The organism is Candidatus Cloacimonadota bacterium (genome assembly GCA_016932035.1).
Taxonomy (GTDB): domain Bacteria; phylum Cloacimonadota; class Cloacimonadia; order JGIOTU-2; family JGIOTU-2; genus Celaenobacter.
This window is the reverse complement of record JAFGDR010000053.1, coordinates 24,017-40,693: the sequence shown is the minus strand read 5'-3', so window position 1 is coordinate 40,693 and position 16,677 is coordinate 24,017. Positions and strand designations below refer to the sequence as shown.

Sequence of the window (16,677 nt, the reverse complement as noted above, 5' to 3'; positions counted from 1 at the left end):
TACAGTGGGAGAGTTGGTAAGGATAGGGGATTGATGGAAATTGCACAAAGCATACAGGGATTGGAGAATGTCAGATTTGAAATTGCTAATAGCGGGAATGTGAGTTTTGAAGATGAGTTCATGCTGAAACTCTTTGAATATCCAAATGTTTTTTCACTTGGTAATTTAACTCATGAAAGATGCATTCAAGAAATGGTCAGGAGTGATTTGTTACTTGCATTTTATAATCCAGATCTTATAGCTCACAAACATCCTAACTCAAACAAGGTTTTTGAAGCGATGATGCTAAAAATCCCTATTTTCACTAATTTTGGAACATCTTTATCTGATTTTGTCGTTAAGCATAAGATTGGTATTGTAACTGAATATTCAAGAACTGAAATAATTAAGGATACGATTAGAGATATAAAAAGGAATAAATCAAAACTTGAAACCTATGGCGACAATGCACAAAGACTATATATTGAAGCATATAATTGGAAAAAATATGCCAACGTTTTAAGAAAGATTTACATTAAACATGCAATTTATTAATAACTCTATAAAGAAAGGATGAATATCATGAAAATCAATGTAAAAATCTTAATTGTATTTTTTTTATTAATTTTTTTAGCTTTTTCTATTGCATTGTATGCTAAATCATCTCAATCTAATATGAAGCAGAAGGAGATCAATCTAGGAACATATATCGAAGGTATAGGAAATATGATTTCCCATGAATCCTTTATACAAGCTCTTAAGGATGCAGAGGATAAAGGAATTAGTGAAATTATTATTCCATTTAATTCAGTAATACTAATATCAAAAACTGTAACTATACCTTCGGAAATATCAATTTCAGCGAATCGCGGGAAGGTATATGTTCAATTATCGAAAGATTTTACAGGTGGCAATTGCTTTTTTATTAAAGGAAGTAATGTACATATTTCTGATCTAATAATCGATTGCTCATTAATTGATCGCGATTCGTTCCATGCTTTTAAGATTGATCCTGATGGTCAGCTCATACAGAATATATCAATCAAAAACTGCGAAGTTTTCAAAAATATCAAAAAAAATGATTATGCTGTATGGATCAAGGGAGATGAAAAAGAAGTATTGGTAAAGGATGTTGAAATTTCTAATTGCACTTTTCATAATTATTATTATGGAATTAGAACAACAGATAATGCAGAAAATATTAAAATATCTAATAGTGTTTTTTACTCAATAGCAAATATGGCTATCGATTTCCAGGGGAGTGGTGAGAAAAAAAGTTATACTCGAAGCATTATTATCAGTAATAATTTTATGAGTGATATCGGGGGTACTGGATTTGCAGGTCATCCTATTAGATTATCAACTGGTGGCGGGATTCGTCATAAAAATATCCTGATTTCAAATAACACTCTTATCGGTAACTCCCTTCCTTTTCAGGATGGTGGAAATGCCGATATGATTGGAGCATATGATTGCTCTATCGGCGTAATTGAGTCAAATTATGTTGCTTATGGAGGTGATGTTGGAATTTGTCTCTGGAGATCAGACGGCTTACTTGTGTCAAAGAATTCTGTTGAAAATAATAATGGAAAAGGTATCGCTGTCTTTTCTTCTCAGAGGTGTACCATCGAGACTAATTTTATTATGAATAACAATATTTATTCTCATCTAACCAATATCAATAAATTTGAAACAGGTGAGATTTCTGTGGCACAATACAAACCAGATGAACCACTCTCAACGAATAATACTATCACGGATAATCAAATTGTTACAACACTAAAAAATGATAAAATCATTCGATATAATATACTCATTAAAGACAATAGCCCATCAAATAAGATCAGTAGAAATGTTCTTGAAAATATCAATGATTCAATGATCAAAGTTGATGATAAAAGTACCATTCTTGACCAGTAGAGATATACGTAAGAGATGTAGCATAAAATTTCGGAGTTAATATCAATGAAACAACTGATACAATCATATAAAACAGGAAAAATGGAAGTCGTTGAAGTGCCCATACCAGGTTGTGGAAACAATGGAGTCCTTGTAGAAACAAAAGCATCACTCGTCTCTGCAGGTACAGAAAAACTTATGATCGATCTAGCAAAAAAATCCCTGGTTGGTAAAGCACAAGCAAGACCGGATTTGGTCAAACAGGTTATGGAAAAAATCAAGCGTGATGGATTAAAACCAACTCTTGAAAAAGTTTTTAGCAAACTCGATTCGCCAGTTGCTCTTGGTTATTCGTGTGCTGGTGAAGTATGTATGTCAGGTAAGAATGTCAAAGATATCCAACCGGGAGACAGAGTGGCATGTGCTGGAGCAGGTTATGCAAGTCATGCAGAAATAAACTTTGTTCCAGGTAATTTAGTTGTAAAAATACCTGAGAATGTCAGTTATCAGCAAGCATCTTTTACCACAGTAGCCGCTATTGCACTTCAGGGTGTTCGGCAATTGAACCCAACACTCGGCGAGAAGATCGCCGTTATTGGAGCAGGTCTTATAGGACAAATCACAATCCAGCTACTCAAGGCGAACGGATGCAATGTTATAGCAATAGATATCGCGAAAGCTAAATTGGAGCTTGCTAAGGAAATGGGTGCTGATGCTGCCGTCCAAAATGCAGATATGGTTGAAGCTGTTCAGGAATTTACAGAGGGCAGAGGTGTTGATGGCGTTATCATTACTGCTTCAACGACATCTCCATCTCTTATGACCAGTGCTGGCGAATTGTGCAGAATAAGGGGGAGGGTCATCATCGTAGGAATGTTTCCGATAGAAATTCCGAGAGATCTCTATTATAAAAAAGAACTTGAATGTAAACTATCAATGTCATATGGACCTGGAAGATATGATCCTTCATATGAAGAAGGAGGTATAGATTATCCCTATTCTTTTGTGCGCTGGACTGAACAAAGGAATATGGAAGCTATTCTTAACCTTATTTCTCAGAAAAAAATCACTCCGGAAAAACTTATTTCGCACGTTTTTGATTTCACCAATGTGCTTGAAGCTTATGAACTACTAACTGGTAAGAAAAAAGAACCTTATCTTGGCATTGTTTTAGAGTATTCAGAAATCGAGTATAAAAAGAGTACTGTTGAGCTCAATGCACATAATAAATCGGGAAGTATTAATCTTGCAGTTATTGGTGCTGGTAATTTTTGTCAATCTGTAGCATTACCATTTTTGCGTAAAACCGATGCCAATCTTACAGCCCTAATAGATTTTGACACATCAATTGCAACACATATCGGAAAAAAATTCGGATTTTCACAGGTTTCTTCAGATCTCAACGAAATACTCAAAGATGATAGCATAAATACAGTTATGATCACAACTCCCCATAATACTCATACAGGACTAGCAATTGATTGCATTAAATCAGGTAAAAATGTATTTGTTGAAAAACCCTTAGCTATGAACGAAGAACAACTCAAGAAAATCAAGGAAATATATGAAAAGTCAGATGTTTCTATCCTGGTAGGTTTCAATAGAAGATTTTCTTCACATGCAAAAAAGATACAAGAGTTCATGCAAAATTCCGGAACACCATTGGTTATGAACTACTTGATAAATGCGGGAGCAATACCTCCAGAACATTGGACTCAAAATCTTGAAATTGGCGGAGGTCGAATAATCGGAGAAGGCTGTCATTTTATAGATTTTATGCAATCAATTTGTCAGAGTGATCCAATAGAGGTTTATGCGATTTCAGTAAACACAGATGATATACTATACAATAATGACGATTCTGTACAAATTACAATCAAATTTGCAGATGGTTCGATCGGTTGTATTACATATCATGCCGTTGGTGATCGCTCTTTACCTAAGGAGTATTTTGAAGCAAGTTCTGGAAACAAAACTGCTAAGATGTATAACTTCTACAAAACCGAGTTATATCATGATGGCAAGAAGACATCATATTCCTCAAAAGGTCAGAATAAGGGTTTCTTGGAAGAATATTCTCAGTTTTTCAATGCAATCAGAAATGGAAAATCATCACCTATTGCATTTAACGACCTATATATCACTACATTGACGACAATTCGCGCAATGGAATCAATAAAGACGGGACTTGCACTCAAGATATAATGTTTTTATCCAGGTGCTCTTGTTATTTTCATTCCTTGAGGTATATTAATGTAATACAATTCCTTTCGAGGATATGGTTGAGATGTCAAAGACAATACCTGTGTGCATTCAAAAAAAACTGCAAACCACCATCTTCATTACATATACCAAAACTTATAATTCCCAAAATTCGAGAATACGCAGATCGTAAATATAAATTATTTAATGATTCTATCGATCTAACTCATATAAATTGGAAAGAGCATATAAACGATACTTTATTCCAATATCATCTTCATTATAATGATTTCATTTTAGGTATCGACAAAGGAACAGGTTTAGATATTATTCTCAACTGGATTCATGAAAATCCGCCATCTGATTCTATTGAATGGGATCCTTATACAATTTCGATCAGAGTGGTAAATTGGATCAAATTCATTGCAAAATTTGATATTAAGGATCAAACGATATACAATTCCCTTCATCTGCAGGGAATCTGGTTGTATCATCAAAGAGAATTCCATCTTCTTGCAAATCATTTCTTTAAGAATATTGTTGCTTTATTGTATTTAGGATATGTTTTCAGCAATAAAAAGTGGTTTCAATGGGCGCTTCATGATCTAAATAAACAAATTGATGAGCAAATCACTAAAGAGGGATATCATTTTGAATTTTCTCCAACCTATCATGCGATTTTTACCAAGGATCTACTTAATGTGTATAACTTGCTGTCAAATAATGATTGTAACGTCAATAACGAAACAGTGAGAAATCTGCAAAATGTGACCAGTTCAGCGCTTTATTGGAATCAGTATTATTATGATAAAGAGGGCTATCTTCCTATAAATGATGTAAATTATCAGGATACTCCTCAACCTGATGAGATTATTAAGTTAGCTCAGGTGTTAGGAATTAATAGCAAGAAGAATCAACATTCAAGTTATTATCCCACGATCAATAATGGAAGTATGAAAATAATGATGTGTTGTGCTCCTTTCAATCCACCATACAATCCTTCCCACTCACACGCAGATATAAACTCTGTTCTTCTTTGGTATAATGGCAAGCGGATCTTGGTTGATACAGGCAATTATACCTATTCTGAAAGCGATGAAAGAGCATATTCTCGATCAACAAAAGCTCATAATACGATCGAGATTGATTCAAGTGATCAGGCAGAAATGTGGAAAGCATTCCGGGTAGGGAATCGTGCATTTATTACTGAGCCTGAAATTTCCAGCAAATTAATTCGTTGTACGTATAAATTTCGTAATATCAGCCATAGCAGAGAGATTAAAATCGAGAATGATGCAATCATCATTCGAGACATCCTGCTTGCAACAGGAGAACATGCATTTCGAATGTTTTTTCATTTTTCTCCCAACTGTTCGATTCAACTGTCTGAGAATAACGTAATTATTGATAATAATATGGAGTTTATCCTATCGGATGAAAATATAGTTGGTGAGAAAACTTCTCTCTTTCCGAAGATGTATATAAAAGAGGATAAAGATACATTAATTGTATCAGGTAGATTTGTGGACACAAAATTTTTGGAAACAAGAATTCGAGCTCTATGAAAATCTTGTATATAACACAATATTTTTTACCGGAAACCTGTGCTCCGTCTAATCGTGCTTATGCAACAATAAAGCATTTGAGTGATAGTGGACATCACGTCACAGTCCTCACCGAGATGCCCAATCATCCACGGGGTATAATTTTTAAACCATATCGAAAGAAAATATTCATTCATGAAAATATGGATGGATTTGATGTGCTGAGGACGTGGATATATACATCCCCAAAGAAAAATTTCATCACTCGAATCCTTTTTTATATATCATTTATGATATTTGGACTGTTAACAGCTCTGCTTACCTGGCGCGATTATGATCTTGTATTTGTTTCTTCTCCTCCGCTTTTTGTAGGTGGAATTGGAATCACAATCAAAAGACTATTCCCCAAGATAAAGTTTATTTTTGAAGTAAGAGATCTATGGCCTGATGTTGCAGTTGAGATGGGTGAACTTAATAATCCTAAGTTTATTAAATTAAGTACTAAGTTAGCAAAAGAATGTTATATATTAGCAGATTCAGTTATTCCTGTAACATATTATTTTCGAGATGAAATAAATAAAAAAGGTGTTAACATCAATAAACTCAATGTTGTAAGAAATGGAACTGATATCAGTAATTGGAGTCGGGTGCAGGATACTACTGATCTAGAAATGAAATATAATCCTGATAATAAATTTGTCGTGATGTATGCTGGTAATCTCGGTCTTGCGCAAGGTGTTGAAACGATCTTAAAAGCAGCAAATATTCTAAAAGATACAAAAGACATACAATTCCTAATTATTGGTGATGGTCCCGAACGGGAGAAATTGCATAGCATTCATAAAGACTTACATCTTATAAATGTAGTGTTTATTGAGGAACAGCCCCGAGAGGAAATTGCACGATTTCTTTCCATTGCAGATTGTGGGATCGTTCCATTGATCAAGTCTAATGTCTTTAAAGGTACGATACCTTCAAAACTTTTCGACTATCTGGCTTGCGAGGTTCCAGTACTCATTGGTGTAGATGGGGAAGCCCGTGCTATTCTTGAAGAGAGTAAAGCTGGTTATTTTTATGAACCTGAAGAACACAACGATTTAACTGAAAAAATAATGTTGTTAAAAAACAGAGAAAATCTGAATCAAATGGGTAAAATTGGAAGAAGGTTCGTTGAAAAAAACTATGATAGAAAGGTTCTTGCAGCCAAGATTGAAACAATAATCTCGAATTTATTAATTTTGGAGTATTGATGAATATTTTTATTACAGGATCAACAGGATTTGTTGGATCACGTTTGATATGGTTTCTTGAAGAAAAGGGACATACAGTCTGGGGTATTGATAGAGATGAGTCTTGTTTAATTGAAAAACATCCAAACAATCGAAGGGGGGATATCCGAAATACAGAAGATTATGAGCAGTTCGATAGTATCGATTTTGACCTGGTAATTCACTGTGCCGCAGAAAAACACGATTTTGGAATTTCTCAAGAAAGTTATTTCAGCACCAATGAATATGGAACCAAAGTATTAACTGATTTCATGACCCGGAAGAGCATTCCAAAAATAATATATTACAGCACAGTTTCTATTTACGGTCACCAGGATCATCCATGCGACGAATCTGCGGATCATCTGCCAAATACTATCTATGGTGAAGCAAAGCTAGCAGGAGAGATAGTCATTGAAGAATGGTGGAAAGAGGATGTTTCGCGCGAAGTGATTTTCTTGCGACCCACAATTATTTACGGACCATATAATTATGCAAATATGTATAACCTCGTTGATACGCTATATAGAAAACCCTATTTTACTATCGGAGAATGTAATCACATCAAGTCGATTGTATCTTTGGCAAATCTTGTTGATATGACATATTTTATAATGTCTCATTTTAAACCTGGTATACAAGCATATAATTGTATCGATAAACCATATATAACGCTCCACAAACTTATGGAGATCATTGCGAGCCATAAGGGATTCCATATGCCCTATATCCGCATTCCATTAGGTCTCGCCGTTGGTATTGGTAAAATATTTGATGTTATCGGAAAAATAGTTCATAAAGATCTCCCAATAAATAGTGATAGGATGAAAAAATTTGCGACATCAACTGACTATAGAGCGGAGAAAATAAGAGAACTCGGTTACAAACAGTGTTATACTATAGAGGAAGAGATTACACGGACGATTGAGTGGTATTATAAAGAGAGAGGAATTCAAGTAAGATAATTACTATTTTATAAAGATTATTATAATATTATTTACAGAGATAGGAAAAACTTGCATAAAAAAGCTTACTATCGTCATTGAAGTACTATTATCAAGGAGATTGCATGAAATATTTAGTTACTGGCGGTGCCGGTTTTATTGGTTCGAATATTGTACAAGAACTTCTCAGGAGAGGAGAAGAAGTACGTGTTCTTGATAACTTCTCTACGGGTAAAAGAGATAATATATTATCCTTTATGACTAATTCTAATTTTGAGTTAATCGAAGGTGACCTCAGGAGTTTTCATACGGTTCGAGATGCGGTGAGAGGAATTGATTTTATCCTTCACCAAGGAGCTCTTCCATCGGTTCCACGCTCAATAAATGATCCGATTACAACGAACGATGTAAATATCCTGGGAACACTTAATATCCTGGAAGCAGCTCGTGAATTTAATATTAAAAGAATCGTTTATGCTTCATCTTCTTCAATTTATGGTGATAGTGAAGAACTTCCGAAAAGAGAAGATATGTTCATTCGTCCCCTTTCGCCATATGCTCTTTCAAAATATACAGCCGAACGTTACTGCCAGATACATACAATGATTTATGGGCTAGAAACGGTATGTCTTAGATATTTCAATGTATTTGGACCAAATCAAGATCCTTTTTCCCAGTACAGTGCAGTCATACCAAAATTTATTAAACTGATTTCTGAAAATATACAACCTACGATTTACGGAGACGGATTACAATCGAGGGATTTTACATTTATTCAGAACGTTATAAATGCTAATTTGCTTGCATGTACAGCTCCAAAAGCTGCTGGACAGGTTATCAATATTGCCTGCCATGATAGTACAACGCTATTAGAACTGGTTGAAATGATTAATAAATATTTGGAAAGAGATGTCCAACCACTTTTTGCTGAAGCGAGAAGCGGAGATGTTAAACACTCGTTCGCCTCGATACAAAAGGCTGATGAATTATTGGGATATACGGTTGAAATTCCTTTCGAAGAAGGCTTACATAGAACGATTGATTTTTTATTGAATAAGGAGAACTCATGAAAGTTTTAATCACAGGCGGATCGGGTTTTATTGGATCATATCTCGCAGAATACTTGCTGAATAAGGGACACTATGTAGTTGTCTTAGATAATCTATCTACTGGACGGCTTGCCAATATAAAAAATATTTATCGGCATAAGAACCTGGAAGTACATATAGATACTATTTTTAATCGCGAATTAGTTGATGAATTGGTTAAGGATTGTGATCATATATATCATCTTGCAGCTGCTGTTGGTGTTAGGTTTATCGTTGATAATCCGGTTCAGACAATTGAGACAAATGTCGGCGGATCTGAGATCTTACTTCAAGCAGCAAATAAATATAAGAAGAAGATTTTTATTGCTTCCACTTCTGAAGTATATGGTAAATCAGACGAACTTCCATTTAAAGAAGATGCTATGAGAGTATATGGTCCTACTACGATAAGGAGATGGTCGTATGCAGAATCCAAAGCCATTGATGAATTCCTTGCATTAGCATACTTACATGAGAAGAAATTACCTGTTGTGATCGCTCGATTGTTTAACACAGTAGGTCCCAGACAGACCGGTCAATATGGTATGGTTGTTCCAAGATTTGTACAACAGGCACTTCTCGACCATCCTCTGACAGTTTATGGTGACGGAAAGCAATCCCGATGTTTTGCTTATGTGGGTGATGTTGTGGACGGCATTGTTAAGTTAATGGAAAATGAGAAATGTATCGGTCAAATATATAATATAGGTACTAATGAAGAAATTTCAATTTACAACCTTGCAGAAAAAGTCAAGGAGCTTACTAACAGCAAGTCGCAAATTAAACTCATTCCTTATGATGAGGCATATGAAGAGGGCTTCGAGGATATGAAACAAAGAATTCCTGATATATCAAAAGCAGGAAGCGACATTAACTACAAACCTAAAGTAAATCTTAGCCGTATCCTCAAAGAAATTATCGAATACTATAAAAAATAGCATGGAGTATAGAAATAAAAAAGCGAGAAAGGATTATTATATTGAAAAAACCTACGAGACGGGTATCGTTCTTACAGGTAATGAGATAAAATCAATCCGAGAAGGAAGAGTGAATTTTACAGACAGTTTTGCCAGGATCAAGGAAGGTGAACTCTGGCTTGAGAATTTACATATTAGCCCCTACGAGAAAGGTTTCAATTATGATTACAATCCGAAACGAGCTCGAAAACTCCTCATGCACAAATATGAAATTAGAAGACTTGAGGGTAAAATAACAGAAAAAGGATATACGCTCGTACCGCTTTCACTATATATCAATGACAAAGGGCTTGCAAAGATCGTTCTTGCTCTGGCTAAGGGAAGAAGATCGTATGAAAAAAGAGATAAGATCAAAGAAAGAGATGCTGACCGTGAGATGGATCGAGCAATTCGGAGATAATTAACAATGAATTGGATTTGGAATCCCGCGACCCATATTCAGCTTTGTAAACATGCACTAAATAAAATGTCCGAGCCATTCAACAAAATCATTTCCATCTATCCTGAATATTTTGAACTCGGCATCATTGCGCCTGATAAATTGTTTTGCGACTCCACAAATCATTATTACAACTGCACACCAAGTGCAGCTGGTTATCACTATGGCAGTGTCGTGAAAAAGATTATTAAGGAGACAGAACTTATTAATCATATGATCGACAATCACGATAAACTCGTTTATCATCCTAATTGTGCTTCTTATATACAGAACATTTTGGATAATCCAGTAAAAGCTCTCGTATTTGAGCTTGGTGTGATCTCACATTATGTTGCAGATCTTCATCAGCCGTTTCATACAGATGGGAAATACAGATTCGAGCTCGAGGAAGTTCCTCATAAGATATATGAAGCTGATGTAAGAAAAAACTTTAACAAAATCATTCTTAATATTGGTAAAAGACGATATCCAGTCAAAGATATGGAGAGGTATCTTTATGATAAAATCTATAACATTAATAAATATTATGATTCACTGATAAATTGTTATTTTCTTACACCAAATAAGGTAAAACCAGATAGATGGAAAAAAGCAAAAACAACAACAGAAAAATTTCTCTCCGAAGCAGCAAAATGCATTGCAAATGTATGGTATCCCTTTGAGAAAAAGATTCATGTGTACAAATCCCACATCAAGAATCTTGCATTGTTGCACGAGATAAAAGGATTGTTTGAATCAGATCGAATGTATCATTTGAAAATATATGATTCGGGTACGATCAGTTTACGAAGGAAAAAATGAACAATAATACTGTTATACAAATTGAAAATATATCAAAAATCTATCAGATGGGAAAGGTAAAAGTCCCTGCTCTTGTTGGGATCAACCTTTCTATTAATAAGCATACTTATACTGCAATCATGGGACCGTCGGGCTCTGGAAAATCAACACTGCTGCACATACTTGGTTGTCTTGACACACCAACTGAAGGAGTATATTATCTTGATCATGAAACGGTTAGTGATCTCAGTTACAATAAACTAGCTGAGATCAGGAACAGCAAGATCGGTTTCGTTTTCCAGGTATTCAATCTTCTTCCAAATATGAATATCCTCGAGAATGTTGAATTACCTTTGATGTATGCAGGGGTATCAAAAAAGAAAAGAAAAAATCGAGCAAAAGAGGTTCTGGAGCAAGTCGGACTTGGACATCGGTTAAAGCATAAACCCCAGGAATTATCAGGTGGTGAAAGACAGAGAACAGCAATTGCACGAGCACTCGCTAATAACCCATCGATCATACTTGCCGACGAACCAACAGGGAATCTTGATAGTACATCAGGAAGTAGTATTATGAAAATCTTTTCCGATCTTCATGAACAGGGACATACGATTATCGTCGTTACGCATGATAGCAATATTGCAAAAATGACCCAGCGTGTCGTAACCTTACGGGATGGGAAAGTCGTAAGCTCATGAGTATCCTATATAACATCAAACTCGGTATTGTCGATATGATCCACAATGTTGGACGAACCTTGATAACGATGCTCGGAGTCATACTCGGTACGATGTCAATCATAGCAGTGCTTTCACTGGTCCAAGGTGGACGTGAGCAGTCAATTCGCTGGCTGGAAGAACGGGGTGGTGTTCTCAAAATGTCAATCGATACAAAGTGGAGTCTTGATCTTAATGAACGCTCACAGATTTATGAACAGCGTTTGATGCTTAAGGATATGAAAGTGATCAGAAATTATTTTCCTGATTTGTTACATTTCAGTCCGGAAAGTTCCAAGTGGCTGCGATTGAAGTATAAGGAAAAAATCTTCCACACTCTTGTGAACGGTGTCTTTCCTGCGTATCAGGATGCTGAGAATTTTCATATCGGTGATGGAAGATTTATATCGGAATTCGATATCGAACAAGCTTCCTGCGTAATCGCTATCGGAGTAAGGGTGAAAGATGCACTCTTTGGTAAGGAAAATGCTCTTGGTAAGAATATTATCGTTAATGAAACGCAATTTAAAGTAGTTGGTGTTATGGAAGAGAAGACGATGGAGATGTCCGGTTGGAGTGGACATAATCCCATGGATTGGTTGAACAGGCAGTCCTTCATACCATTAACAACAATGTTGAAGAAATTATTCGGTGATGAGCCGATCGATGAGATAAATTTTCAGGTGTCATCAGTTGAGATGGTAAAGCCGACTCAGGAGAGACTAAATAGTTTTCTCAAAGCTCTCAGAAATGGAAACGAAATCTTTGAAGTTCGGGCGAACAGTGACCGACTTGAAAATATCGAGAAAAGCTCACAAGATACACAACTTATTCTGATGATCGTTGGTGGAATTTCACTCATTGTCGGAGGAATTGTTATTACAAATATAAGCCTGGCATCAGTAAAAGAACGCCTTCGGGAAATTGGGGTCAGAATGGCAGTTGGGGCTAAACGGAAAGATATTTTAGTGCAGTTTTTAATTCAAACTACCTTTATGAGTTTGATCGGGGGAATAATAGGCGTTATAATGGGGATTTCGCTTCTACGAGCTTTGGGAAAATTTTTATCGTCACCAACTGCAGCCAGTCCTAATATGATTGTAATAGCCCTTGTGCTTTCTGTAGGAGTAGGATTTATTGCCGGGTTTTTTCCAGCCCTGCAGGCGAGTCGCTCTGATCCGATTAAAATATTACGGTACGAGTAGCATATGAAAAAAGGCTTACAGAATTTTTGGAAAACGTTGAAAATTCTCTATGCACATTTTGTAGAGGATCAGGCATATTTGAGAGCAACAGGACTTTCCTATATTACTTTCTTAGCTTTTATGCCATTCATCATGGTTACGTTTCTCTTCACGCCGAATATAACTATGGTAAAGATCAAAGATGTTTTTCTCAATTTCATTTTCGAGACATTCATTCCGAAATCTGCAGAAATTCTTAAAGAGATTTTCAATGATCTGCTTGCTCGCAGAACAGGTCTTGATGTGATTGGTATCATTCTACTTGTAATTACATCCTTTTTCCTATTCAAATCAATATCGCATACATTTTCTAAGATATTACCTACCCAAAAACATAAAAAGCGTTCAGTTTTCAGGGATTTTGAACGGTTTATTGCAGCAATTGTCGGGGGTTTTATTGTCCTTGCAGCACTTCTCGTTGCAGCTTCTATGCCTGTCATCAGTCAAATTACAAAAATAGGTATTTTTATCAAGCTTTTACCATACCTTGGAATGATTCTTTTAATATTTGTGTTGTTTGAAGTTGTATCACCTGTCCATCCTAAGGTAGGACATGCATTAATTGGTGCAGTGATAACAAGTATTATCTGGTCGATTGGAAAGGGTGGCTTTGACTGGTATATTGCAACCTTCACAAATGTAAGATCTGTGTATGGCACACTTGGAGCTTTTCCTATACTTATGATCTGGCTTTATTTTACCTGGCTGACAATTCTTTTTGGCATGGAGATCGTTGCGTATCTCTCTGGAAGAACACAGGCGAGTTGTCCGCAAAAAGATAAGAATTGTAAGTTAGCTTTAACTTTGACCCTAGAAAAGCAAGTGCCTGGAGAAATCTCAAAGGAGATAAAATCGATTCAGTCTGTTAAAAACGAAATTGATAATAAGACATTTATGAAGTTTATACAAGAAATCGTAAAACCAGCAAAACCTGCAGAGGTTAAGAAATCTGAAGATAATAAGGATTCGAATGAGTTTCAAGAGAAGTGATAAAAGAAAAGTCGATCAATTACGTGAATTCACAATAACGAGAAATTATCTGAATGATCCTGAAGGCTCTGTGCTTGTTGAACTAGGAAATACCAAAGTAATTTGTACAGCTACCATTGATCATAAGGTGCCCCAATTCATTCGAGAACAGGGTCTCAGCCAGGGATGGGTAACAGCTGAATATGATATGCTCCCAAGAAGTTCTCAAAAAAGGATCTTGCGGGACAGATACCAGGGAAAGATAAAAGGAAGAAGCCAGGAAATTCAACGCCTTATTGGACGTTCACTCAGAGCTATTTTCGATCTAACTCAAATTCCTGAAAAGCAAATCATCCTTGACTGTGATGTCATCCAGGCGGATGGTGGAACACGTACAGCAGCGATAAACGGTAGTTTTATTGCCCTCTATGATGCATGTTCATATATGAGAGAGAGGAAGTGGCTCAAGGAGTTTCCCATTCAAAATTTTATCGGCGCAATTAGTACAGGTGTTGTACAAGATACTGTTTTGCTGGATCTTGCCTATGATGAGGATCTGGCAGCACAGGTTGATATGAACATTGTGATGGATGAGAATGGTAATTTTATTGAAGTACAGGGTACAAGCGAGGAAACACCATTTAGCCGGGAGCAGTTACAAGAGATGCTTTCGTTTGCTGAGAAAGGGATAAAAGAGATTATTGCCTATCAAAAAGAACTAATACTAGAAGGGCTTATTTTATGAAAGATTTAAAGCGTTCGATCGAAGAACTTAATGAAATGAGCAAACTTTGCAAGGGTGACATACTTAAGATGACGACCATTGCTAAAAGCGGACACCCCGGCGGTTCGATGTCATCATTAGACCTGTATCTTGCATTGTATGCGTCTGCACATATAACACCTGAAAATTTGACCGATGAAAATAGGGACAGGATCATCATAAGCCATGGTCATACCGCACCGGGAATATATTCGGTTCTTGGTCGATTCGGTTTTTTTGATATTAATGATGTTATTGCATGTTTCAGGAAAGCTGGTAGTATCTTTGAGGGTCACATAGAACCTGATGTTCCCGGCATCGAGTGGGCCACAGGAAATCTTGGACAAGGTTTATCTGCAGGTGCAGGATTTGCGTTGGCTGGAAAACAAAAAGGATTGAGTTACAATGTCTACGTGTGCATGGGTGACGGTGAACAACAGAAAGGTCAATTGGGTGAAGCACGCAGATTTATTAAAAAATATGATCTCACAAATGTTACAGCCCTTGTCGATTATAACCAGTTACAGATCAGCGGTAGCGTTCATGATGTAATGCCTCAGAACATTGCTGATAATTATATATCTGACGGTTGGGATGTGATAGAAATAAATGGTCATGATTTTCATCAGATTTTTGACGCTCTTGACAGAGCTCATAAAAATCCAAATCCGACTGTTATTATAGCACACACAGTCATGGGGCATGGTGTTTCGTTCATGGAAAATGATGAGGGATTTCATGGAAAAGCGCTGACATATGAGGAATGTGTAAAGGCATTACAGGAACTCGATCTGGAAAATGATCTTAATAAATACATAAAGGTAAGAGAGAATTTTTTCCCATCTCCACACAATGAAATTTCTGTTATTTATCCTCATATTTATAACATGGGTGAAATGTTTTATTCAAAAGATAAGAAAGTTGCGTGCAGAAGCGCATATGGTTGTGCTCTTGCAGACATCGCGGAGCTGAATACCAATGTGCAATTCGCTGTGTTTGACTGCGATCTTGCAGGATCCGTCAAAACATCACAATTTGCAAAGGTATTTCCGGCAAGGTTCTATCAGGGGGGTATTCAGGAGCATAACACAGCAGTGGTTGCCGGAGCTATGTCGAAGGAGAATATCATTACTTTTTTCTCAGATTTCGGGGTTTTTGGCGTTGACGAAACATATAACCAGCAGCGGCTCAATGATATTAATAACACCAATTTAAAACTCGTGACTACACACGTTGGATTGAATGTCGGCGAGGACGGCAAGACCCACCAGTGTATCGACTATATCTCCTTGATGAGTAACCTCTTTTGTTTTAAGATCGTTATTCCTGCAGATGGTAATCAGGCAGATAAGATCATCAGATATATTGCAACTCAACCAGGTAACTTCTATGTGCCAATTGGACGATCCGGAACTGCAATTATTACTGATGAAGATGGTAATGAATTCTACGGAAAAGACTATGGATTCCAGTATGGTATTGCAGATCATTTAAGACATGGAAAGTATGCTACACTTGTTGCCACCGGCGTAATGGTTGAAAAAGCGGTACAAGTTCATGAAATACTACGTGATCAAGGCATCAAACTCGATGTGTGGAACATATCTTCTCCAACGGATATAAACCAGGACGACTTGAAAGAGATTTCAAAAAATAAGATCGTATTCACGTATGAAGATCATAATGTTCATACAGGTCTTGGAGCAATTCTTTCGGCAAAAATTAACCAAATAGGAATCCAAGCTCGTGTTCATCCGTTTGGCGTCAACAGATATGGTATTTCGGGAAGCAGTGAAGAAGTTTATTCATACCTGCATCTTGATCCTGAGTCTATCTCAGCAGATATTATTCGGATAATACAATAA

15 protein-coding genes are annotated in these 16,677 nt (G+C 36.4%); all 15 read left to right on the top strand.

What is annotated here, in order from left to right:
• The coding region (locus JW794_09280; protein ID MBN2018303.1) for a hypothetical protein at window positions 1-534 on the top strand (534 nt) is incomplete at its 5' end.
• A gap of 27 nt (window positions 535-561) precedes the next feature.
• Window positions 562-1,899, top strand: a complete 1,338-nt coding sequence (locus JW794_09275; protein MBN2018302.1) for a right-handed parallel beta-helix repeat-containing protein — start codon at window positions 562-564, stop codon at window positions 1,897-1,899.
• A 45-nt stretch (window positions 1,900-1,944) separates the two neighbouring features.
• Window positions 1,945-4,083, top strand: coding sequence for a bi-domain-containing oxidoreductase (locus JW794_09270; protein ID MBN2018301.1), 2,139 nt, complete (start codon window positions 1,945-1,947; stop codon window positions 4,081-4,083).
• Window positions 4,084-4,160: 77 nt separating this feature from the next.
• Window positions 4,161-5,645 (top strand): alginate lyase family protein, encoded by a 1,485-nt coding sequence (locus JW794_09265; GenBank protein MBN2018300.1) that lies wholly within the window; start codon window positions 4,161-4,163, stop codon window positions 5,643-5,645.
• Window positions 5,642-6,874, top strand: a complete 1,233-nt coding sequence (locus JW794_09260) for a glycosyltransferase family 4 protein (protein MBN2018299.1) — start codon at window positions 5,642-5,644, stop codon at window positions 6,872-6,874. Before JW794_09265 ends, JW794_09260 begins: the two co-directional genes overlap by 4 nt.
• Complete coding sequence (locus tag JW794_09255; GenBank protein MBN2018298.1) at window positions 6,874-7,857, top strand: NAD(P)-dependent oxidoreductase; 984 nt, start codon at window positions 6,874-6,876, stop codon at window positions 7,855-7,857. The genes JW794_09260 and JW794_09255 overlap by 1 nt, the downstream gene beginning before the upstream one ends.
• A 104-nt stretch (window positions 7,858-7,961) precedes the next feature.
• Window positions 7,962-8,906, top strand: a complete 945-nt coding sequence (locus tag JW794_09250) for an SDR family oxidoreductase (protein MBN2018297.1) — start codon at window positions 7,962-7,964, stop codon at window positions 8,904-8,906.
• Window positions 8,903-9,862, top strand: a complete 960-nt coding sequence (locus tag JW794_09245; protein ID MBN2018296.1) for a GDP-mannose 4,6-dehydratase — start codon at window positions 8,903-8,905, stop codon at window positions 9,860-9,862. The genes JW794_09250 and JW794_09245 overlap by 4 nt, the downstream gene beginning before the upstream one ends.
• 1 nt (window position 9,863) lies before the next feature.
• Window positions 9,864-10,301 (top strand): SsrA-binding protein SmpB, encoded by a 438-nt coding sequence (smpB, locus tag JW794_09240; protein MBN2018295.1) that lies wholly within the window; start codon window positions 9,864-9,866, stop codon window positions 10,299-10,301.
• A 6-nt stretch (window positions 10,302-10,307) separates the two neighbouring features.
• The gene (locus JW794_09235; GenBank protein ID MBN2018294.1) at window positions 10,308-11,141 is read left to right on the top strand and encodes a zinc dependent phospholipase C family protein; all 834 of its coding nucleotides are present in this window, start codon (window positions 10,308-10,310) and stop codon (window positions 11,139-11,141) included.
• Window positions 11,138-11,818: an ABC transporter ATP-binding protein gene (locus JW794_09230; GenBank protein ID MBN2018293.1), complete on the top strand. Its 681-nt coding sequence runs from the start codon at window positions 11,138-11,140 to the stop codon at window positions 11,816-11,818. Before JW794_09235 ends, JW794_09230 begins: the two co-directional genes overlap by 4 nt.
• Window positions 11,815-13,041: an ABC transporter permease gene (locus JW794_09225; protein ID MBN2018292.1), complete on the top strand. Its 1,227-nt coding sequence runs from the start codon at window positions 11,815-11,817 to the stop codon at window positions 13,039-13,041. Before JW794_09230 ends, JW794_09225 begins: the two co-directional genes overlap by 4 nt.
• A gap of 3 nt (window positions 13,042-13,044) precedes the next feature.
• Window positions 13,045-14,070 (top strand): YihY family inner membrane protein, encoded by a 1,026-nt coding sequence (locus JW794_09220; GenBank protein MBN2018291.1) that lies wholly within the window; start codon window positions 13,045-13,047, stop codon window positions 14,068-14,070.
• On the top strand, window positions 14,051-14,794 hold the full coding sequence (gene rph / locus JW794_09215; protein ID MBN2018290.1) for a ribonuclease PH: 744 nt from the start codon (window positions 14,051-14,053) through the stop codon (window positions 14,792-14,794). Before JW794_09220 ends, rph begins: the two co-directional genes overlap by 20 nt.
• On the top strand, window positions 14,791-16,677 hold the full coding sequence (locus JW794_09210; protein MBN2018289.1) for a transketolase: 1,887 nt from the start codon (window positions 14,791-14,793) through the stop codon (window positions 16,675-16,677). The genes rph and JW794_09210 overlap by 4 nt, the downstream gene beginning before the upstream one ends.

Coding starts and splice junctions, on each gene's coding strand:
- JW794_09225 (MBN2018292.1), top strand. CDS start 11,815: ATGAGTATCCTATATAACATCAAACTCGGTATTGTCGATATGATCCAC.
- smpB (MBN2018295.1), top strand. CDS start 9,864: ATGGAGTATAGAAATAAAAAAGCGAGAAAGGATTATTATATTGAAAAA.
- JW794_09245 (MBN2018296.1), top strand. CDS start 8,903: ATGAAAGTTTTAATCACAGGCGGATCGGGTTTTATTGGATCATATCTC.
- rph (MBN2018290.1), top strand. CDS start 14,051: ATGAGTTTCAAGAGAAGTGATAAAAGAAAAGTCGATCAATTACGTGAA.
- JW794_09275 (MBN2018302.1), top strand. CDS start 562: ATGAAAATCAATGTAAAAATCTTAATTGTATTTTTTTTATTAATTTTT.
- JW794_09210 (MBN2018289.1), top strand. CDS start 14,791: ATGAAAGATTTAAAGCGTTCGATCGAAGAACTTAATGAAATGAGCAAA.
- JW794_09270 (MBN2018301.1), top strand. CDS start 1,945: ATGAAACAACTGATACAATCATATAAAACAGGAAAAATGGAAGTCGTT.
- JW794_09255 (MBN2018298.1), top strand. CDS start 6,874: ATGAATATTTTTATTACAGGATCAACAGGATTTGTTGGATCACGTTTG.
- JW794_09235 (MBN2018294.1), top strand. CDS start 10,308: ATGAATTGGATTTGGAATCCCGCGACCCATATTCAGCTTTGTAAACAT.
- JW794_09230 (MBN2018293.1), top strand. CDS start 11,138: ATGAACAATAATACTGTTATACAAATTGAAAATATATCAAAAATCTAT.
- JW794_09220 (MBN2018291.1), top strand. CDS start 13,045: ATGAAAAAAGGCTTACAGAATTTTTGGAAAACGTTGAAAATTCTCTAT.
- JW794_09250 (MBN2018297.1), top strand. CDS start 7,962: ATGAAATATTTAGTTACTGGCGGTGCCGGTTTTATTGGTTCGAATATT.
- JW794_09260 (MBN2018299.1), top strand. CDS start 5,642: ATGAAAATCTTGTATATAACACAATATTTTTTACCGGAAACCTGTGCT.